We start from the raw sequence: 20,423 nt of genomic DNA, 5'->3' as shown, positions 1-20,423 counted from the left end.
TTTAATATATATGTTGATTATCCTATAACAAACTCCATGCCACTGTCAGCCCTGCCATGACTATGGCAACCATACTCATAAGTTTTATCAGAATATTCAGACTCGGTCCGGATGTATCTTTGAAAGGGTCGCCTACTGTATCTCCTACAACCGTGGCACGATGTACCTCACTTCCCTTTCCACCGAAATTACCTTCTTCCACATATTTCTTCGCATTGTCCCATGCTCCTCCTGCATTTGCCATGAATACCGCAAGCACGAAGCCTGATGACAATCCTCCGATAAGAAGACCTATCACTCCTGATACTCCGAATAAGAGTCCGGTAACTATTGGTGCTACTATTGCCAATACTGAAGGGAATACCATCTCACGCTGAGCTCCCTTGGTAGAAATCTGTACGCAGCGCGCATAATCAGGCTCTGCCTTACCTTCGAGTATCCCCTTTATCTCGCGGAACTGACGGCGCACTTCTTCTACCATATGGGCTGCTGCACGGCCTACGGCATTCATAGTGAGACCGCAGAACAGGAATGCCATCATACTGCCTATAAACATTCCGGAAAGTACCTTAGGATTCATGAGGGTTACATCATAGTATATCATGAAATCAGTGAAGCTGGCATCATGTATAGCTACACTTATTCCGTTTGGCAGCTCAAGAACTGTATTACCTATTCTCTCAAGACCTATTCTAATTTCTTCTATAAAAGATGCAAGAAGAGCCAGTCCAGTAAGTGCTGCTGAACCTATTGCAAAGCCTTTTCCTGTGGCTGCTGTAGTATTGCCCAAAGAATCAAGTGCATCTGTACGCTTGCGGACTTCTGCTCCAAGACCGCTCATCTCGGCATTACCTCCGGCATTGTCGGCTATAGGTCCGTATGCATCAGTGGCAAGTGTTATTCCAAGGGTTGAAAGCATTCCTACTGCGGCTATACCTATACCGTACAAGCCCATGCCAATGTTGGAAAGATCGAATCCTGAAGCAAGCCAATAGGACAATATAATACCGGCCACAACTGCTATAACAGGTATAGTAGTGGAAACCATTCCAAGACCTATACCTGAGATAATGACTGTGGCAGGGCCTGTCTTTCCACTTTCGGAAAGTTTCTGGGTTGGCTTATAAGACTGTGATGTGTAATACTCGGTGGAACGTCCGATGATTATACCTACTATCAGACCTACTACTACTGCAAACGATATGTTTACCCAATTTTTCATGTCGAGCATCCATAAGATAAAGAATGTGGCAATCACTATGAGTATTGAACTGAGGTTTGTACCCACAGAAAGAGAGTTGAGCAGATCCTTCATTCCGGCATCTTCGCGTGTACGGACTGCAAAAATTCCTATTATAGATAGTATGATGCCTACGGCTGCGATAAGCATAGGTGCAATTACTGCCTTAAACTGCATTTCAGTATCACCAGTACCGATAAAAGCTGCAGCACCAAGAGCAGCTGTAGCAAGGATTGAACCGCAGTATGATTCGTACAGATCGGCACCCATACCTGCCACGTCGCCTACATTGTCGCCCACATTATCAGCTATGGTAGCCGGGTTACGCGGATCGTCTTCCGGTATTCCCACTTCAACCTTACCCACAAGGTCGGCTCCCACATCGGCAGCCTTTGTGTATATACCTCCTCCAACTCTGGCAAACAGAGCTTGCGTAGAGGCTCCCATACCGAATGTAAGCATTGTAGTGGTAATCACACAGAGTTTAGCCGTAGGATTTGCAGAATCGGCATCTATAACTCTGTCAAGGAGGATATACCAGAAAGAAATGTCAAAGAGACCAAGGCCGACAACCACAAGCCCCATAACAGCACCGCTACGGAAAGCTACCCTAAGACCTCTGTTCAGAGAAGTACGCGCGGCATTGGCAGTACGTGCAGAAGCGTATGTGGCTGTTTTCATACCCAGATAGCCTGATAATCCAGAGAAGAAACCTCCTGTAAGAAAAGCCACGGGAACCCAGTGGTTCTGGAGATTGAAACCGTATGCCATAATGGAGAATAATATCACCAGGGCGATGAAAACTATAGTAACAACCTTATACTGCTGTTTCAGATATGACATTGCTCCCTGACGAACATGTAATGCAATTTTCTGCATCTGAGGTGTTCCTTCGCTTTCTTTCATCATCTGCCGGTAGAAATACCAGGCAAGTACCAAAGCCAGAATTGAGGCTACAGGCACTATCCAAAATAATCCTGTTTCCATAAGAATATGATTTTAAGTTTAATCGCTTTTCCCCAAATATAGTGAAAGGTGAGAACATAGACAAACGAAAAAACATGTTTTTTCAGATTTGGCTATGCCGAACCGCATCCTATATTATATAAATATAACTATTTATTTTAAAAAACGGAAATATACGGACATAAAAAAGGCGCCATCCAGTTGTCTGTGAATGCCGCCGGCCATCTAAAGAACCCCCCAATTAAGGGTTCTTTTCATCTTTTGTTTTTCAAGTCTTACGTTATCCCTTTTCTTACTTTTTACCTAAAACTAATCCTAAAACCTATTAAAACCTAACCCTAAATCCTGAAAACTAAAAATCTCTCTCTTAACCTTAATCCAAAAAACTAATTCCTTGAAAAACCTCTTTACCTTTAAACTAATAACTTTAACCTAATACCTTAAATAATTACCTTAAGTCTAATCTAATACCTTAATATTTTGTGTAACTTATAGTTTTATAAGTCTTACTGGTTTCACAACCACAATGCAAAGGTAAGGGTAAAATTGATAAAAACAATGTTGAAGAACATGTTTTTAACAAAAATGCCGTTTTTCTTGATTTATATCATTTATTGGATATAAAAACATTGTGTGCGATAACGGGAAACATATCATTTCAAATAAGCGCTCGTATCATAAGAACTATAAAATACATACATAATGCCAGCTTTAAAACTGTGCCTAAAAGAAATCCTACTAGTGCACCGGTGCCTGAACGCAATGCTGATTTCATATCGGCATCACCCATAAGTTCGCCTGCCACTGCTCCTAGAAAAGGTCCTAAAAGCAATCCCCAGGGAAGAAAAAACAATCCTACCACAGAACCAATAAAAGCGCCCCAACTCCCCCATTTGGTCCCTCCGCTGTATTTGCTTCCCAAGACAGGAATAAAATAATCGATAATCTGTGCTACTACAACCAGAAGCAACAGTACAAGAATCTGTGTAGTGCTAAACTGAACCTTATCAGTGAAATGAAGCAACAGAAAACCTATATATGAAAGCGGTGGACCGGGAAGAGCCGGAAGAATACAACCCAGAAGACCGACAATCATAAACAATACCGAAAAAACGATCAATACTATATCCATATCTGCCAGTTTATTAAATTGAATACTGAAAAAAAAGCTGCCCTCCGACTCACGTCGAAGAACAGCCACAACACAAACACAAAATAAAACACGACAAAACTACTATATCTGTGGTTTGCACAGACTTGTGTGAATATATTCGCATACATTCACACAATTCAGATAGTTTTATTTATAATTAGTTTTATTATTCTATTTGATTTAATTACATGATTCCTTTTTCACGCAAATGTACCTGCCAATTCCATGCAGAGCGTAGTGTGTCTTCGATAGAAGTTTCAGCTTTCCAGCCAAGTTCATTATTAGCATAAGAAGGATCTGCCCATACCTTAACGATATCACCTGCACGGCGAGGAGCAATCTGATAATTAAGTTTCACTCCTGTAGATGATTCAAATGCATTGATAAGCTCAAGAACTGACAAGCCACGACCTGTACCTACATTGAATACTTCTGAAGGCTGTTTCTGCTTACCTTCAAGGATACGGTTCATTGCTATTACGTGAGCCTTAGCAAGGTCAACTACATAAATGTAGTCACGGATACAAGAGCCGTCAGGAGTATCGTAGTCATCACCGAATACGCTCAATTTTTCACGGATACCCATAGCTGTCTGAGTGAGGAACGGTACAAGATTCTGTGGAACACCGTTAGGCAATTCACCGATAAGTGCAGATGGATGCGCACCAATAGGGTTGAAATAACGAAGTTTGATAGCCTTGATAGGAGAACCTGAAGCAATTGTATCGTCGATGATTTCTTCGTTGATCTGCTTTGTATTTCCGTAAGGAGATTCTGCCTTCTTGATTGGAGCTGCTTCTGTTACAGGCAATACATCAGGCTGTCCATATACTGTACATGATGATGAGAAGATAATTCCTTTTACACCATGCTTAGGCATCAGCTCAAGTATATTTATCAAAGAAACAAGATTGTTACGATAATAAAGCAAAGGTTTCTGTACAGATTCGCCTACAGCCTTGCTTGCTGCGAAGTGAATAATACCTTCTATACCAGGATATTTTGTGAAAACAGCATCCATACCTTCATAGTCAAGGCAATCTACTTTTTCGAAAGCTGGACGAATGCCTGTAATCTGTTCGATGCTGTCAACTACATCAGCTCTTGAGTTTGAAAGATTATCTACGATGATTACTTCATAACCGTTGTTCTGCAATTCAACAACTGTGTGAGAACCGATGTAGCCTGTACCACCGGCAACCAGAATTCTTTTTTTCATAATTAAAGGTTTTTATATTTTTCTGTATAATAAAGTTTTAGACTTATTTCGAGCAAATATAATAAATAATATTCAGAATGCTATCAAATTAATGGAAAATATATAAAAAAATCCGGTATCTGGGGAGATACCGGATTTTCAAAGATACAATATTGTTTCCGTATTATATTCCAAACAATGCTGCAAGACCTTTATCAACACCTGAGAAGCCCATAAATGCCATAGCCAGCAAACCTGCTGTAACAAGGGCTATAGACATTCCCTGCATACCTTTCGGTATGTTTACGAGGCTGAGTTGCTCACGGATTCCTGCAAAGACTATAAGAGCAAGTGCAAAACCTAATGCTGTAGAAAAAGCATAAACAACACCTGTAAGCAGATCGAAGTCGTTCTGGATTACGAGGATTGTAACACCAAGGATACAGCAGTTGGTTGTGATAAGCGGAAGGAATACTCCCAATGCCTGATAGAGCGATGGAGAAACCTTCTTGAGGATAATCTCAACCATCTGTACCAATGCAGCGATGACAAGGATGAAAGCTATAGTCTGAAGATATCCCAGTCCGAAAGCATCGAGGACAAACTTCTGGATGACGTAAGTAACAATAGTCGCAAGAACCAACACGAATGCTACTGCCGCACCCATACCCATAGCTGTTTCAACTTTCTTTGATACTCCCAGGAAAGGGCAGATACCAAGGAACTGTGACAACACGATGTTGTTCACAAATATAGCTGTAATAAATATCAATATATATTCCATATCAAAATTCTTTTAAGGGTTATGCTTTCTTCAAGCGGTTTACAATAGCAATCAGATAGCCCAATACGATGAAGGCACCCGGTGCAAGAACGAATATCAGCATACCGTATTCTTCCGGCATGATTGCGATATTGAAAATCTTGCCTGTTCCGAGGAATTCACGTACACCGCCGAGCAATGTCAGCGCGATAGTGAAACCAAGTCCCATACCAAGTCCGTCGAACAGTGAAGCTATAGGATTGTTCTTTGCAGCAAAAGCCTCAGCACGGCCAAGAAGGATACAGTTCACCACGATAAGCGGAATGAACAGACCCAAAGTAGCGTAGAGGGCAGGAACGTATGCCTGCATTACCATCTGCAATACTGTCACGAATGATGCTATGACCACGATGAAGATAGGAATACGAACCATGTCAGGCACAAGTTTCTTGATAGAAGAGATTACAATGTTTGAACAGATAAGCACGAACATTGTAGCGAGTCCCATACCCATACCGTTGATGGCAGAAGATGTTGTACCCAAAGTAGGACACATACCCAAAAGGAGAACGAAAGTAGGATTTTCCTTAACGATTCCGTTCATCAATACTTTAAAATTATTCATAATCTTACTCCTCTCCTGTTTATTTGTTTTCTACATTTTCAGTTTTCTCTTCGGCAGCAGCCTGCTGAGTTGCACCGCTAGTACCGTCGACATGCTGGTTCTTGTATGCTCCGTATGCGCTGTTCACTGCAGCAAGGAATGCTCTTGTAGTGATAGTAGAAGCTGTGATGGCATCTATCTGACCACCGTCCTTCGACACAACCAAAGGAGCTTCGCCAGGATTCTTGCCTGTGATGTCACCCTTTGCACCTTTCTTGAACCAGTCGGCAGCCTTAGAGCCCAATCCCGGAGTTTCAGCGTGGCTCAACAATGAATAGTCGATGATGTTTCCTTCTACATCGAAACCGACAAGGACTTTCAGTTCGCCACCGAATCCCATAGATGAAGATTCTACTGCAGCACCAATAAACTCGCCACCTTTTGTAGCCTTGTAAATCTTATATGAAACACCGTCAACATCGATTGTTTCAGGAGCTTCCGCAGGGTTATTGTCGAAACCGGGAACTACTACTGCTATAGCGTCGCTCAATGTCTTTGCATTGGCCTGTGCTATAGGTTCGGCAGTCACCTTATTCACCCAGCCCAATATTGCTCCTGCCACTACAGAGAAACCTGTCAGGGCGAGAGCCATATTCTTCAATGATGATTCTAGCTTTTTCATTTCTTTACTACCTCCCCGAATCTTTTAGGTTTGCAATAAGTATTGATTAGCGGAGTGAATGCGTTCATGATGAAGATAGCGAACGACATACCTTCCGGATAGGCACCGAAAGTACGGATAAGTACTGTTAGGAAACCTATGGCAATACCGTAGATAATCATGCCTTTGTGGTTCATAGGCGATGTAACATAGTCTGTAGCCATGAAGATGGCACCCAGCATAAGACCACCTGTGAACAGGTGAGTCAGTCCGTCGGCATATTTGGCAGGGTCAACCAAATTCAACAGTGTAGCGAATACGAATACTGTAGCGATGATTGATACCGGGATATGCCATGTGATGATTTTCTTCCACAACATATATACCAGACCCAACAGCAATGCCAATGCACTGATTTCACCGATACATCCCGGATTGTTACCGAGGAACAGGTCCATAGTAGAAGGAAGCTGTTCGAGAGCAGCAGCGTCACCGTTTACAGCCATTTTCATAAGAGCGAGTGGAGTAGCTGCTGTTTCTGCATCTGTATAAGCTGTAAGCTGACCAGCTACCGGCCATGAAGTCATCTGTACAGGGAAAGAGATAAGCAGGAAGATACGTCCAACCAATGCAGGATTGAAAGGGTTGCATCCCAATCCGCCGAAAGTCATCTTACCGATACCGATTGCTACAAGGGCACCGATGATGATAATCCACAAAGGAAGGTTTGACGGAAGGTTGAAGGCAAGAAGCAGACCAGTAAGTGCTGCCGAGCCGTCGAGTATGGTTGTACGTTCGCGTTTCAGAATGAACTTGGTAATCGCCCATTCGAAGAACAAGCACGCTGCAACAGATGTGAGCGTAACGATTACAGCCCCAAGACCGAACATATAGAATGACACGAGCAAAGCAGGTATCAAGGCTATGATTACACCGTACATGTTTTTCTGTACGCTGTCGCCGCTGTGTACATGGGGTGATAAAGATACTATTAATTTATTAGCCATAGTTATTCGATAAATTTCGATTGATTATTTTTTAGCATTGCGTGCACGGATAATCGCACCTACTTTGCCTTTACCTAAACGGATATAGTCAAGCATTGGACGGCGTGAAGGACATGTGAACTGACATGAACCACACTCTATACATGACATAATCATTTCTTTCTCTACGCGTTCCCAGTCGCCATGAGCAGAGCATGTAGCCAGAAGGAACGGTTCAAGTCCCATAGGACATGCGTTTACACATTTTGCACAACGGATACATGGCATAGCCTCTGCACGTGCAGCTTCTTTGTCGTTCATCAGGAGAACACCTGAACTACCCTTGCAGATAGGAACTTCAGTATTGGCAAGTGCCTTACCCATCATAGGACCACCACCGATTACCTTTCCTGTATCTTCAGGCAGACCTCCGGCAGCTTCGATAAGCTGGCTCATCGGTGTACCCATACGTGTCAGGAAGTTTGAAGGATTCTTCAGTGATTTACCTGTCACTGTAACCACACGTTCGAACAACGGTTTGTTCTTCTGAACAGCTTCATAAACGGCATATGCTGTACCTACGTTCTGAACTACGGCACCTACATTGATAGGAATTGCAGGAGGGGCAGGAACCTGACGGCCGATAACAGCATCGATAAGCTGTTTTTCACCTCCCTGAGGATATTTAACTTTCAGAGGAACAACTTCAATACCTTTGTACTGGGCTGCCTTTTCTGTCATCAGCTTGATAGCATCAGGCTTGTTGTTCTCAATACCGATGTAAGCCTTGTCAACTTTTACGGCTTTCATAAGGATCTGCACACCCACCATGATTTCATCAGCTTTTTCAAGCATCAGACGGTGGTCTGCAGTAAGATAAGGCTCACACTCTACTGCGTTGATGATAACGCATTCAGCCTTGCATCCTGGAGGAGGAGTAAGTTTTACATGAGTTGGGAAACATGCACCACCCATACCTACTACACCTGCGTTCTTAATCTTAGCTACTATTTCTTCCGGAGTAAGGTTGCATTCCTTAACCAGTTCTGTACTGCGGTCGATTGATTCTTCCCATTCATCGCCTTCCACGTCGATGAAGATAGCCGGTTTGCGGTAACCGCTGGCATCGATAACGCTGTCCACCTTGTTCACCTTACCTGATACTGAAGAGTAAATAGCAGCCGAAACGAAACCGCCTGCTTCGGCAATCTTAGTACCAACCTTCACTACATCACCCTTCTTTACGATGGCTGTAGCCGGTGCGCCTATATGCTGAGACAAAGGGAAAACAGCCTGTTTGGGGAGGGCAAGCGTTTCTATCGCCTTGCCTGCCGACAACTTGTTTTCTGCCGGATGGACTCCACCTATTCTAAATGTTTTCACGTTTATATCGTTTAATATTGTTACTAATCGGATTAATTATGCTTCTGCCTTTGGAGATTCCTGCGCAGGAGTTTCTGCTTTTGGCTGTTCTGTCGCAGGTTTTTCAACCTTTGGAGCTGCAGTTTCTGCTTTAGGAGCTACTGGCTCTGCCTTTGGAGCAGTTTCTTCAGCAGGTTTTGCCTTTCTAGGAGGGAAGTTCACAGCAATGATTGCATTCTGAGGACATTCCATTTCGCACTTGCGGCATGACTTACATTTTGCAGGGTCGATGTAAGCAAGATTGTTTTCAAGAGTGATAGCCTCGAACGGACATACCTTGACACACTTGCCGCAACCGATACATGCAGCAGCACAAGCCTTACGGGCAACGGCACCCTTATCCTTGTTGACGCACTGAACGTAAACACGGCGGCTGTTCTTACCCTTAGGACGGATTTCGATGATTGAACGAGGACATGCCTTGGCACAGGCACCGCAGGCAGTACACTTGCTTTCATCTACTTCAGGAAGTCCTGTCTCAGGATTCATCTTGATGGCACCGAATGTACAAGCCGACACACAGTCGCCACATCCAAGACATCCGAATGTACATCCTGTCTCACCACCGTAAGTAGAGTTAGCCACTACACATGAGCGTACACCGTCGTACTGAGTAAGTTTAGGACGGTTGGCACATGTACCGTTACATCTCACTACAGCTACCTTAGGTTCTGAAGCGGCAGCTTCAAGACCAAGAATGGCAGCTACTTTTTCCATTGTAGGCTGTCCGCCTACAGGACACAGTTTACCTTCAAGTGAACCGGCTTTAACGCAAGCTGCGGCAAAACCAGAACATCCAGGATAACCACATCCACCGCAGTTAGCCTGAGGAAGCACTTCGCTTACCTGAGCAATTCGCGGATCTTCGTACACAGCGAATTTCTTAGATGCTGCATACAGAATTACTGCTGCAACCAAGCCGATGGCTCCCAATGAAATTACTGCAATTAAAATTAAATCCATAAATTAAAGTTAGTTTATTAATTATTTATTGTTTCCAATGTAAATGAGAATGTGCGACTGATTTTGTTCCTCAACAGATATATTATTATATAATAAGGTATAAGGGTGCATAAAGAGACTAAAGCAGATGTAGCCTCATCTCCATCTGTAATTCTCATAGTAACAAACAAGGCAACAAAGAGCACGACGAAAGGCAATACGAATGCCAGTAAAACGGCTTTCATACCCATCGAGGTAGTGCCGCATACCATTACCTGCTGTCCTACCGAACAACAATCAGCACTTTCCTTATCATGTATATCGATTATCTTTTCCTTAGTCTCCGAAACATTACAGTGACCTTTCACGCTGCACGACGAACAAGCCGAGCTCTGAAGAATCTTAACTCTCACATGAGAGCCGTCTATGCTTTCCACAATACCAAGGTGTTTTATATTATTATTCATTTTGCAAACCACACTTTACAAATACGGAGCAAATGTACAACATTTTTTCAATACCCGTTATCGTTAACGGGATTTTTTTTGTGAAAAAAATCCAATTCAGAAGCACTTCTACGACATTATGATTAAAAAACACAAAAAAGAACCATATCCAATGAACAATCCGACAGCAATATCGGAATATAAAGGATAAAGTTCTTTTCATATTTCCAGTTGAAACAGAGCAAACGTATAATGAAGATTATACACACACGCAGATATAACTTTACGTAACATCTGCGCGCGATACTTAATTATATAAGAGAATTGATATAATCTTTCATTTCGCCCATTGCAGCCTTAGTTTCTTTATAAAGCTTATACTGCGCAAGCGTTCTTACATAATTATGCTCCGGATATTTAGTCTGATAGTAAGTGTCTCCATTAATATAGTCTGTAAGGAAACGTACAGCCTGCATATAAGGGAACAGTGTAACGGCATAAGGAAGCAGTTCTATCTCAAGCGGAGTGAGGAAACACTTTGCCGATTCAATATATCCTTTTGCAAATGATTTGAAGATTTCAAAATTGAACTTGACATTATCAAGATTTTCATCGTCTTCCTGGCCTGTATTTGCAGCGGAACGGAGGAAATCACCGAAATCAGAAAATACAAAGCTTGACATTACCGTATCAAGGTCGATGATACAAAGAACATTTCCCTCCTTGTCGAAGAGCATATTGCTGACTTTAGTATCACAATGGCATATACGTTTAGGGAGTTTACCTTCTCTATAATATCTTTCCGCACAACACATGTCGTAAGCATCCTTGTCTATCTCAGCTACAAGGTCGCGCACCTTGTCAAGGCGTCCGGCAGCGTTAGCCTCAACAGCATCATGAAGCTGTTTCATTCTGAACTCCATATTATGGAAATCAGGAATTGTTTCCTCGAGCTGACATGGCAGATCGGACAACATAGCTTCAAACTCACCGAATTTCAGTCCGACAAGATATGATGATTCAGGTGTAACGGCATCAAGTGTAAGAGAACCTTCAACGAACACGCATGCACGCCAGTACTTCTCACCATCAAAATAATATGTCTTACCATTATCTGTCACAGCAAAACGAAGAACTTTCCTGTCAAGATCCTTTTCACCCGCAGCTTCAAGCTTCTTGCGGATATGTCCTGTTACACATTCGATGTTATTCTGCAATAAATCGACATTCTTGAAGATATTATGATTTATACACTGAAGTATAAAGTTTGGAATACCTTCCTGTGTAGTGACAAGATAAGTCTGATTGATAAGTCCTGCAGTCAAAGGTTTGACCGACTCCACATTTTTGATTTCCGGAAATTTTTCAATGATTTGATTTAATGAATTCATGGTTATAACAAGTTTTAAAAATTTTCATTCTATATAAATTGCCATCACCGGATAGCAAAACAAGGTTTATTTTCAGTCTTAGATTTATTTAGATGCGACAAAGATAGAAGTTTTTTATATATTATCGTATTTTTTGTCCGCTTTTCTTTGTAGGTAAAATAAAACTTTATAGTTTTGCGACCAAACTTTAAAATTAAATAGCGACATGAAAACCACTGGAAAAACTATTATCACATTATTATTTATAATGTTGTTCTGCGGAACTTCATACGCAGAAAATATCAACCGTCCGGAATCTGACAATTATATCAACGGAGTGACTGCACTCAACAACGGTGATATAGAAACAGCCTATAAACTTCTAAACGAAGAAATAGAGTGTAATCCTGAAAACGGATATGCGCATTGTTATATGTCACTCATCTGCAATGCATGCAACGACATAGTATTGGCTATGCAAGCTGCAAACTCAAGCATTGAGTTAATTCCGGAGAACGACAAGGAATACCGTTCATTTGCATATTACACAAGAAGTATCCTTTGGGGAAATCTGAAAAAATGGGACAATGCAATATGCGATATCAACAAATCAATAGAACTGAATCCGAACGATGCCGAAAGTTTCAAGACCAGGGCTGAGATGTATATGAATACAAAACACTATGAAGAAGCTATCGACGACTTGAACAAGGTTCTTACTCTTGACAAGAATGCAGACGTGACAGATCTGATGATGAAACTTATAGAGTCTGTTCCAACAGATGAACTTGCTGAAAAAGTGACTAATGTAATGGGACTTATGTCGCTTAAATAATACATTTTTTTAAACCAACTAACCCTTTCATTACTGTATAACCCAGTGTGGAAGGGTTATTTTTTTACAATAAAGAGTGATATTTTTATCAATCCTTGCCAAAAATAAAATAACATAATATAAACATTCATCAAAAAAAGTGTGTAAATTTGCGGCATGGAATGGTTTACAGATTTATTTTTTGAGCATTCAGCCTTACAGGCTGTCATTATATTGTCGCTTATCACAGCCATAGGATTAGGATTTGGGAAGCTCCATCTGTTCGGAGTTTCGCTGGGAGTGACATTCGTATTTTTCATCGGGATTCTGGCCGGACATTTAGGCTTTTCCATCGATCCGCAAATGCTTATCTATGCAGAAAGTTTCGGACTGGTTTTATTCGTATATTCATTAGGACTACAGGTTGGTCCAGGCTTCTTCAGTTCCTTCCATAAAGGAGGATGCAAACTGAATATGCTGGGACTTGGAGTGATATTGATAGGTACGGCAATGGCTGTAATAATAAGCAAGACTGCATCCGTTCCACTTTCGGATATGGCAGGTATTTTGTGCGGAGCCACTACAAACACTCCGGCTCTAGGTGCGGCACAGCAAACATTGAAACAGCTGGGTGAGCCGACCAGCGGAGCTGCTCTAAGTTGCGCCATCACATATCCTTTGGGAGTTGTAGGAGTAATTCTGGCAATAGTAGTACTGAGAAAGTTGGTGGTAAGACCCAAAGACATGGAAAGTCATGACCACGATGACACCAATCACACATACATAGCTACTTTCCAGATTCACAACCCGGCAATATTCAACATGAGCATACAGGATATAGCAAAGTTGAGCTATCCTAAATTTGTCATATCACGACTCTGGAGAGACGGAAACGTAAGTATCCCAACATCAGAAAAGATTCTGAAGGAAAACGACAGGATACTGGTTATCACTACAGAGAAAGACGCCCCTACCCTGACTATACTTTTCGGAGAGCAGGAAAACAGGGATTGGAATAAGGAAGATATTGACTGGAATGCCATAGACAGCCAGCTGGTTTCAAAGCATGTTGTCATATCACGTCCGGAGATAAACGGAAAGAAACTTGGCAGTCTAAGACTGAGAAATTCTTACGGTATAAACATCAGCCGAGTGACACGAAGCGGAGTACAGCTGCTTGCCACACCGGGGCTTGTACTTCAACTGGGAGACAGACTGACAGTAGTAGGCGAAGCTGCAGCAATACAGAACGTAGAAAAAGTGCTTGGAAATACAGTAAAAACACTGAAAGACCCTAACATGGCATCTATATTCATAGGTATAGTGCTTGGCCTTATCATCGGGGCAATACCTATCAGCATACCGGGAATAAGCTCGCCTGTAAAATTAGGCCTTGCCGGTGGACCTATTATAATAGGAATACTGATTGGCGCGTACGGTCCGCGCCTGCACCTGGTGACATACACTACACGAAGCGCCAATCTCATGCTTAGAGGTATCGGACTTTCATTATATCTGGCATGTCTGGGACTCGACGCCGGAGCACATTTCTTCGAAACAGTAATGAGACCGGAAGGTGCGCTGTGGATAGGCATAGGATTTGCCATCACATTCATCCCTGTAGTGATAATGGCAATTGTATCAATGAGAATATTCCATCTTGACTTCGGAAGTACCTGCGGAATGCTTTGCGGCAGCATGGCAAACCCAATGGCACTGAATTATGCCAACGACATTATACCGAATGACAATCCTGCGGTAAGCTATGCTACGGTATATCCGCTGGGTATGTTCACCAGAGTGATAATGATACAAATCATATTGATGCTATTTTTATAGAAATAAACCAATCATAAAATAAATCTAAAGCCATGACAGTAACAAACAAGGCAAAAATAGAGGAAATCAAAAACGATTTAAGGTATCTGGAACTACTGTCGCAAAGTTTCCCGACAATAGCTGCCGCAAGTACTGAAATTATAAACCTCGAAGCCATACTCAATCTTCCAAAAGGAACAGAACACTTTCTGGCAGACCTTCATGGGGAATATGAAGCATTCAATCACGTACTGAGAAATGCTTCCGGCGCCATAAAAAGAAAAGTAAACGAGATATTCGGTAACACTCTTAGAGAGGCTGAAAAGAAAGAATTATGTACTCTGATATATTACCCGGAACAAAAACTGATCAGGGTAAAGGAAACAGAAGAAGACATGAACGACTGGTACGTGATTACGCTGAACCAACTGGTAAGCGTATGTCAGAACGTATCGTCGAAATACACACGTTCGAAAGTAAGAAAGGCATTACCTGAAGAATTCTCATACATAATACAGGAGCTTCTGCATGAAAGCAGCACTACGCAGAACAAGCAGGCATACATCAATGTAATTATCAGCACCATTATAGAAACAGACAGGGCTGATGATTTCATAATCGCCCTTTGCAATCTTATACAAAGACTTACCATCGACTCACTGCATATTCTTGGAGATATCTTCGACAGAGGTCCGGGCCCACATATCATAATGGACACACTGTGCAACTATCATAACTTCGACATACAGTGGGGAAACCACGACATACTATGGATGGGAGCTGCTGCAGGAAACAAATGCAGTATAGCAAATGTTCTGCGTCTGGCAATGAGATATGGCAATCTGCCTGCCTTAGAAGACGGATACGGCATCAACCTGCTTCCGCTCGCTACATTCGCAATGGAAGCGTACGCTGACGATCCATGCACCCAGTTCTATCCAAAAGAGTATGACGCACAGTACAGCGACAAGACACTGCGCATGATAGCACAGATGCACAAGGCTATATGTATAATACAGTTCAAGCTGGAGGCCGAAATAATAAAACGCAGACCGGAATTCGAGATGGAAGACAGAATGCTCCTCCATCATATTGATTTCGAGAAAAAAGTCTTGAAATTGGGCGACAAGGAATATGAGATGAGAGATTGCCTCATGCCTACTGTAGATCCTAATGATCCATACAAACTTACGGAAGAAGAGGCTGATGTGGTGAACAAGCTTTATGATTCATTCACAAGAAGCGAAAAGCTCCGCAAGCACATGAAATGTCTGTTCAGATACGGATGTATGTATAATGTGTGCAACTCCAACCTCCTTTTCCACGCCTCAATGCCTCTTAACGAAGACGGAAGTCTGAAAGAAATAACTATAGGCGACAAGAAATACAAAGGCAAGGAACTGCTCAATAAAGTAGGTCAGCTTATACGTACTGCCTATTTTGCCGACAAAGACAATGAAGATAAGGATTTTGCCATAGACTATGTATGGTATCTGTGGTGCGGTAAGGACTCTCCTGCATTCGACAAGAGCAAGATGGCCACTTTCGAAAGATACTTCCTGACAGACAAGGAAACCCATAAGGAGATAAAGGGATATTACTATTCGAAGAGAAATGATGAAGCCGTGTGCGACATGATTCTGGATGAGTTCAACGTAGAAGGTGAACACCGCCATATCATAAACGGACACGTTCCTGTAAAAGCCGTCCAGGGTGAAAAGCCTATAAAAGCTAACGGAAAACTTATGGTTATTGACGGAGGATTTTCTAAAGCATACCAGCCTGAAACCGGTATAGCCGGATATACATTGGTATATCACTCACGAGGTTTCCAGCTCGTACAGCACGAACCTTTCACTTCTACGCAAGCTGCCATAGAGGAAGGTAAAGACATCAAATCTACAACTCAGATAGTGGAACTAAGTACGAAGCGTATGATGGTGAAAGATACTGATAAAGGCGAGGAGCTGAAAATTCAAATTGAAGACTTGAAGAAACTTCTCATAGCATACAGAACAGGCATCCTGAAAGAGAAGGCCTTATAACAGATAAAAAAAACGATTAGGCATTTAAGAAAAAACGCTTTGACGTTTTATGTAAAACGTCAAAGCGTTTTTTCTGCATATATAGCAAGTATAAAATTACACCAACTTGTTGGTACAAGTATCAGGGAAAATCACTGAAGGTTTGAACGTCTTGGCTTCTTCAAAATCCATAAGAGCGTATGAGATTATTATCACAATATCTCCTACCTGTACCTTGCGTGCTGCAGCCCCATTCAGACATATACATCCTGAGCCACGCTCTCCCTTTATTACATAAGTCTCAAATCTTTCACCGTTATTATTGTCAACGATGTGTACTTTCTCGCCGGCAATTATATTTGCAGCATCAAGCAGATCCTCATCAATTGTGATACTGCCAACGTAATTGAGGTTGGACTGAGTGACTGTGACACGGTGTATCTTCGACTTCAATACTTCTATCATCATAGTTTTTACTGGGTTTATTCTTTATATTTAATATTATCAATCAATCTGACTTCGCCACAGAACACTGTGATGCATCCCACAATATATTTGCTGTCATCCCATGAAGAAACAGTCTGCAATGTATCACCGTCAACTACCTCAAAGTATTCCAATCGCAAACCTTCGGATGCAGCTATTCTGTCCTCCACATATTGTTTTGTCTCGGCAAGCGTATGCAGTTTTGCAAACTCCAGGCTATCAAACAGAGTCTTCGAAATCTGCAATGCTTGAACTCTCTGTTCTGCAGAAAGTCTTGCGTTTCTACTGCTCAAAGCCAAACCGTCAGCCTCGCGCACTATAGGGCAAGCTACAATCTCAAGATTAAAAGGATACTTGCGTACCATCTCACGGATTATAGCAAGCTGCTGGAAATCTTTCTCACCAAAATAAGCCCTGTCAGGCTCAACTATCATGAAAAGCTTACTTACAATCTGGCAAACTCCATTAAAGTGTCCCGGACGATACTTACCTTCCATAACAGTATCAAGCGGAGCATAACTGAACTGACGTGTATCAGGCTCAGGATAAATTTCTTCTACCGAAGGAGCAAAAACAAATGCTGCACCATGTTTCTCCAGCAAAGCACAGTCGGCTTCCAAAGTTCTTGGGTATTTCAACAAATCATTTTTGTCATTGAACTGAGTAGGATTGACAAAATCGCTGACCACTACCACGTCGTTCTCCTTTACCGCACGCTTTACCAAAGAAGCGTGTCCGTCGTGCAAAGCACCCATAGTAGGGACTAAACCTATTGACTTTCCTTGCTTACGAACTGCCTGCAACTCGCTGCGCAGTTCACTGATTGTCTGAATTAACTTCATTTCTTTCTTATAGTTTATACTATTCTATATTAAGTCTATATACAGAGCTATTATATAGTTCCTGAAATCGGGTGCAAAGTAAACCATTATTTACCACATAATGAAAGATAAATACAAAAAAGTGTCGTTTTTAACTCACTAACAAGCTGAAAAACGGTTGTAAAATGAATTATTTCGCATAAAACCAAAACATGTTAACATACTATAAGGATTTATTTGAAAATGCATTTTTTAATATACCCTTTTTTTTGTACCTTTGCAAAACATTTTGAGCATTTAATAATAACATGAGCGCTAAGAAAGTTTTATTCATTACACAAGAAATTACTCCTTACGTACCGGAAAGCGAATTGTCGCTTATCGGACAAAATCTTCCACAGGCAATTCAGGACAAAGGTCGTGAAATACGTACATTCATGCCTAAGTGGGGTATCATAAACGAACGTAGAAATCAGTTGCACGAAGTAATCCGCCTGTCTGGAATGAACTTGATAATAGACGATACAGACCATCCTCTTATAATTAAGGTGGCATCTGTTCAGGCTGCACGCAGACAGATATACTTCATTGATAACGACGATTATTTCCAGCACAGACTTATGACAACTGACGAAAACGGAAATGAATACGAAGACAATGGAGAAAGAGCTATCTTCTATGCAAGAGGAGTATTGGAGACTGTGAAAAAACTTCGCTGGTGTCCTGATGTAATACACTGCCATGGATGGATGAGTGCTGTAGTACCTTTATATATCAAGAAAGCATACTACGACGAACCTTCATTCCGCGACTCAAAAGTTGTATTCTCTATCTATGATGATGGTTTCAAATCAAATTTCGTGGAAAACTTCAACGAACAATTGAAGTTCAAAGAAATCACATCAGATGATTTGAAAATGATAAATAATCCGGTAAACTATAATGAATTGTGCAAACTTGCAATTGCATATTCTGACGGTGTTGTACAGAATGGCGAAAATGTAAACCCAGAGTTATTGGATTATGCTAGAAGCCTTAACATACCGGTTGTAGAAAATCAGCAAGGATTTGAAGCTTATGCTGACGCTTGCAACACACTGTATGATAAGGTACTGGAAGGTGTAGAATAATTAATTTACCATGAATCAATATGGATAAGTCTGTATTGATTCATTTTTATAACCAATATATTACATATAGTATGAAATTCAAGTTGTTAGCTGTATTTACATTTACAGCATTACTCTATAGCTGTGATGATTCCACTACAGGAGTCGGAGATTTTGTTTCGAATCTGGACAAGATAGAAGCTTTTTCTGATACGTATAAGGTTACTTCAAGAACACATAAACTGGATTCAGTATATTCACGTACAAACAAAGCTTATCTGGGAAAATACACAGATCCGGACTTCGGGCAGTATTCAGCCGATTTTATAACACAAATCAACTGTCCGGAAAAATTTGAACTACCTGAACATTTGGATAAAATAACAGGCGTATCACTTGAATTATACTATACAGATTTCTACGGTGACTCTCTTGCAACATTGACTGTACAGGTAGATACATTAAATAAAATCATAGAAGACAGCGATACAGGTCTGTACTATACATCATACGAGCCAAAAGATTATTATGATGAAACAAAAGCACCGCTAGCTGTCAAGACTTATGCTGCAGTGGATATGTCGGTAAGTGACTCTCTTAGAAACACCAGTGATTATTATCCTAGTATAAAAATAGATTTGGGAGAATCATTCGGTGAACATATTCAGAGTTTATATACATCAAAACCTGAATACTTCAAAGATGCATATTCTTTTATAAACAATGTATTAAAGGGCTTCTACGTACACACGACACAGGGAGACGGTTCTGTGGTATATATTAAAGATATATGGTTAAGACTAAACCTTGACTATAAGATTAAAAGCGAATCAACAGGAGAGATAGACTCACTGGTACATGGTAATACAGTACTTGCAGCCAGTAAAGAGGTATTAATGTCAACCAGACTGGAAAATTCGGATAAATTAGATGAACTGGTAAACGAGAAAGGACATACATATCTGAAAACACCTGCCGGTCTATGTACTGAAATAACATTGCCTATTAATGAAATTTACGATACACACAAGGAAGATACTCTTAACTCTGTAACCCTTTCAATAAAGAAATACAGATATGCAGGAAATGAGAATTCCAATACTTTCACAATGGGAATTCCACAAAATGTCCTGATGGTAAGAAAAGGCGATATAGATACCTTCTTCGAACAAAACAAGACATACGACAACAAGACATCATTCCTGGGAACATATAGCAGTAATACTAACTCATATACGTTCTCAAAGCTTAATAGATTGATAAGCAATATATTCAGCGAAATCAGATCCGGAGAGGAATATACCGAAGACAGAGATAAAGTATTGCTGATACCTGTAACAACTGAAACAGATGCAGAAGGAAATATCATAGGCGTTTCGCATGATATGGAAGTGAACGCAGCAAAACTGTTCGGCGGAGAAGATGGTGAAGAACTCAATATAGAAATTGTATATACTAAACCGTAAAGTTATAACCACTTTACTAATTTTAAAAAGCATGTAACATGACAATTTAAATCACGTTACATGCTTTTTTATTTCTATCAGTAAGACATTTGAAATGTCAATAATAAAAAGAATTAAATGAGCAATAATAAAAA

The 20,423-nt window shown here is 41.1% G+C and carries 18 protein-coding genes; 5 read left to right on the top strand and 13 right to left on the bottom strand.

From position 1 onward, the window contains the following. Positions 1–22: 22 nt before the first annotated feature. The 11 genes from H6A61_RS09260 to H6A61_RS09210 all read right to left on the bottom strand — a co-directional run bounded on the left by H6A61_RS09260 (position 23) and on the right by H6A61_RS09210 (position 11,772). Positions 23–2,227, bottom strand: a complete 2,205-nt coding sequence (locus tag H6A61_RS09260; RefSeq protein ID WP_204393072.1) for a sodium-translocating pyrophosphatase — start codon at positions 2,225–2,227, stop codon at positions 23–25. Positions 2,228–2,864: 637 nt separating this feature from the next. Next, positions 2,865–3,338 carry a DUF456 domain-containing protein gene (locus tag H6A61_RS09255; RefSeq protein WP_204393069.1) on the bottom strand — a complete coding sequence of 158 codons (474 nt, stop codon included), beginning with the start codon at positions 3,336–3,338 and terminating at the stop codon, positions 2,865–2,867. Positions 3,339–3,543: 205 nt separating this feature from the next. Further along, positions 3,544–4,578 carry a UDP-glucose 4-epimerase GalE gene (gene galE, locus H6A61_RS09250; RefSeq protein WP_154044791.1) on the bottom strand — a complete coding sequence of 345 codons (1,035 nt, stop codon included), beginning with the start codon at positions 4,576–4,578 and terminating at the stop codon, positions 3,544–3,546. A gap of 163 nt (positions 4,579–4,741) precedes the next feature. Beyond that, positions 4,742–5,341, bottom strand: a complete 600-nt coding sequence (gene rsxA, locus H6A61_RS09245) for an electron transport complex subunit RsxA (RefSeq protein ID WP_154044790.1) — start codon at positions 5,339–5,341, stop codon at positions 4,742–4,744. Between the two features lie 19 nt (positions 5,342–5,360). Next, positions 5,361–5,945 (bottom strand): electron transport complex subunit RsxE, encoded by a 585-nt coding sequence (gene rsxE / locus H6A61_RS09240; protein WP_154044789.1) that lies wholly within the window; start codon positions 5,943–5,945, stop codon positions 5,361–5,363. Between the two features lie 19 nt (positions 5,946–5,964). Then, positions 5,965–6,606 carry an RnfABCDGE type electron transport complex subunit G gene (locus H6A61_RS09235; RefSeq protein WP_154044788.1) on the bottom strand — a complete coding sequence of 214 codons (642 nt, stop codon included), beginning with the start codon at positions 6,604–6,606 and terminating at the stop codon, positions 5,965–5,967. Next, complete coding sequence (locus H6A61_RS09230; RefSeq protein ID WP_154044787.1) at positions 6,603–7,592, bottom strand: RnfABCDGE type electron transport complex subunit D; 990 nt, start codon at positions 7,590–7,592, stop codon at positions 6,603–6,605. Before H6A61_RS09230 ends, H6A61_RS09235 begins: the two co-directional genes overlap by 4 nt. A 24-nt stretch (positions 7,593–7,616) precedes the next feature. Next, positions 7,617–8,954, bottom strand: coding sequence for an electron transport complex subunit RsxC (rsxC, locus tag H6A61_RS09225; RefSeq protein ID WP_204393067.1), 1,338 nt, complete (start codon positions 8,952–8,954; stop codon positions 7,617–7,619). Between the two features lie 36 nt (positions 8,955–8,990). After that, positions 8,991–9,956, bottom strand: coding sequence for a Fe-S cluster domain-containing protein (locus H6A61_RS09220; protein WP_204393065.1), 966 nt, complete (start codon positions 9,954–9,956; stop codon positions 8,991–8,993). A gap of 17 nt (positions 9,957–9,973) precedes the next feature. Next, positions 9,974–10,402 carry a SoxR reducing system RseC family protein gene (locus H6A61_RS09215; RefSeq protein WP_204393063.1) on the bottom strand — a complete coding sequence of 143 codons (429 nt, stop codon included), beginning with the start codon at positions 10,400–10,402 and terminating at the stop codon, positions 9,974–9,976. Positions 10,403–10,692: 290 nt separating this feature from the next. Then, a complete protein-coding gene (locus H6A61_RS09210; RefSeq protein WP_154044783.1) occupies positions 10,693–11,772 on the bottom strand; it encodes a phosphotransferase enzyme family protein in 1,080 nt (359 codons plus the stop codon). Positions 11,773–11,977: 205 nt separating this feature from the next. Here H6A61_RS09210 and H6A61_RS09205 point away from each other — a divergent pair, with 205 nt between their 5' ends. The 3 genes from H6A61_RS09205 (at position 11,978) to H6A61_RS09195 (ending at position 16,428) form a co-directional block, all read left to right on the top strand. Continuing rightward, on the top strand, positions 11,978–12,586 hold the full coding sequence (locus tag H6A61_RS09205) for a tetratricopeptide repeat protein (protein ID WP_204393061.1): 609 nt from the start codon (positions 11,978–11,980) through the stop codon (positions 12,584–12,586). 156 nt (positions 12,587–12,742) lie between these two features. Continuing rightward, a complete protein-coding gene (locus H6A61_RS09200) occupies positions 12,743–14,404 on the top strand; it encodes a putative transporter (protein ID WP_204393059.1) in 1,662 nt (553 codons plus the stop codon). Between the two features lie 32 nt (positions 14,405–14,436). Then, the gene (locus tag H6A61_RS09195) at positions 14,437–16,428 is read left to right on the top strand and encodes a fructose-1,6-bisphosphatase (protein ID WP_204393057.1); all 1,992 of its coding nucleotides are present in this window, start codon (positions 14,437–14,439) and stop codon (positions 16,426–16,428) included. Positions 16,429–16,524: 96 nt separating this feature from the next. Here the strand turns inward: H6A61_RS09195 and panD are convergent, their stop codons facing one another. Both panD and panC read right to left on the bottom strand, forming a co-directional pair. After that, positions 16,525–16,875 (bottom strand): aspartate 1-decarboxylase, encoded by a 351-nt coding sequence (gene panD / locus H6A61_RS09190; RefSeq protein WP_154044779.1) that lies wholly within the window; start codon positions 16,873–16,875, stop codon positions 16,525–16,527. A gap of 14 nt (positions 16,876–16,889) precedes the next feature. After that, entirely contained in the window at positions 16,890–17,735 is an 846-nt protein-coding gene (gene panC, locus H6A61_RS09185) for a pantoate--beta-alanine ligase (RefSeq protein ID WP_204393055.1), read from the bottom strand. Between the two features lie 287 nt (positions 17,736–18,022). On the opposite strand from panC, the gene H6A61_RS09180 reads away from it, so the two are divergent. After that, the gene (locus tag H6A61_RS09180) at positions 18,023–18,844 is read left to right on the top strand and encodes a glycogen/starch synthase (RefSeq protein WP_154044777.1); all 822 of its coding nucleotides are present in this window, start codon (positions 18,023–18,025) and stop codon (positions 18,842–18,844) included. Between the two features lie 71 nt (positions 18,845–18,915). Then, positions 18,916–20,289 carry a DUF4270 domain-containing protein gene (locus tag H6A61_RS09175; RefSeq protein WP_204393053.1) on the top strand — a complete coding sequence of 458 codons (1,374 nt, stop codon included), beginning with the start codon at positions 18,916–18,918 and terminating at the stop codon, positions 20,287–20,289. The last annotated feature ends 134 nt before the right edge of the window (positions 20,290–20,423 follow it).

The organism is Bacteroides caecigallinarum, from assembly GCF_016901995.1.
GTDB lineage: Bacteria > Bacteroidota > Bacteroidia > Bacteroidales > Bacteroidaceae > Phocaeicola > Phocaeicola cellulolyticus.
This window is presented reverse-complemented; position numbering and strand designations above follow the sequence as displayed.

Coding starts and splice junctions, on each gene's coding strand:
- panC (WP_204393055.1), bottom strand. CDS start 17,735: ATGAAGTTAATTCAGACAATCAGTGAACTGCGCAGCGAGTTGCAGGCA.
- H6A61_RS09235 (WP_154044788.1), bottom strand. CDS start 6,606: ATGAAAAAGCTAGAATCATCATTGAAGAATATGGCTCTCGCCCTGACA.
- H6A61_RS09180 (WP_154044777.1), top strand. CDS start 18,023: ATGAGCGCTAAGAAAGTTTTATTCATTACACAAGAAATTACTCCTTAC.
- panD (WP_154044779.1), bottom strand. CDS start 16,875: ATGATGATAGAAGTATTGAAGTCGAAGATACACCGTGTCACAGTCACT.
- galE (WP_154044791.1), bottom strand. CDS start 4,578: ATGAAAAAAAGAATTCTGGTTGCCGGTGGTACAGGCTACATCGGTTCT.
- H6A61_RS09200 (WP_204393059.1), top strand. CDS start 12,743: ATGGAATGGTTTACAGATTTATTTTTTGAGCATTCAGCCTTACAGGCT.
- rsxE (WP_154044789.1), bottom strand. CDS start 5,945: ATGAATAATTTTAAAGTATTGATGAACGGAATCGTTAAGGAAAATCCT.
- H6A61_RS09210 (WP_154044783.1), bottom strand. CDS start 11,772: ATGAATTCATTAAATCAAATCATTGAAAAATTTCCGGAAATCAAAAAT.
- H6A61_RS09195 (WP_204393057.1), top strand. CDS start 14,437: ATGACAGTAACAAACAAGGCAAAAATAGAGGAAATCAAAAACGATTTA.
- H6A61_RS09220 (WP_204393065.1), bottom strand. CDS start 9,956: ATGGATTTAATTTTAATTGCAGTAATTTCATTGGGAGCCATCGGCTTG.
- H6A61_RS09175 (WP_204393053.1), top strand. CDS start 18,916: ATGAAATTCAAGTTGTTAGCTGTATTTACATTTACAGCATTACTCTAT.
- H6A61_RS09260 (WP_204393072.1), bottom strand. CDS start 2,227: ATGGAAACAGGATTATTTTGGATAGTGCCTGTAGCCTCAATTCTGGCT.
- H6A61_RS09215 (WP_204393063.1), bottom strand. CDS start 10,402: ATGAATAATAATATAAAACACCTTGGTATTGTGGAAAGCATAGACGGC.
- H6A61_RS09205 (WP_204393061.1), top strand. CDS start 11,978: ATGAAAACCACTGGAAAAACTATTATCACATTATTATTTATAATGTTG.
- H6A61_RS09230 (WP_154044787.1), bottom strand. CDS start 7,592: ATGGCTAATAAATTAATAGTATCTTTATCACCCCATGTACACAGCGGC.
- H6A61_RS09255 (WP_204393069.1), bottom strand. CDS start 3,338: ATGGATATAGTATTGATCGTTTTTTCGGTATTGTTTATGATTGTCGGT.
- rsxA (WP_154044790.1), bottom strand. CDS start 5,341: ATGGAATATATATTGATATTTATTACAGCTATATTTGTGAACAACATC.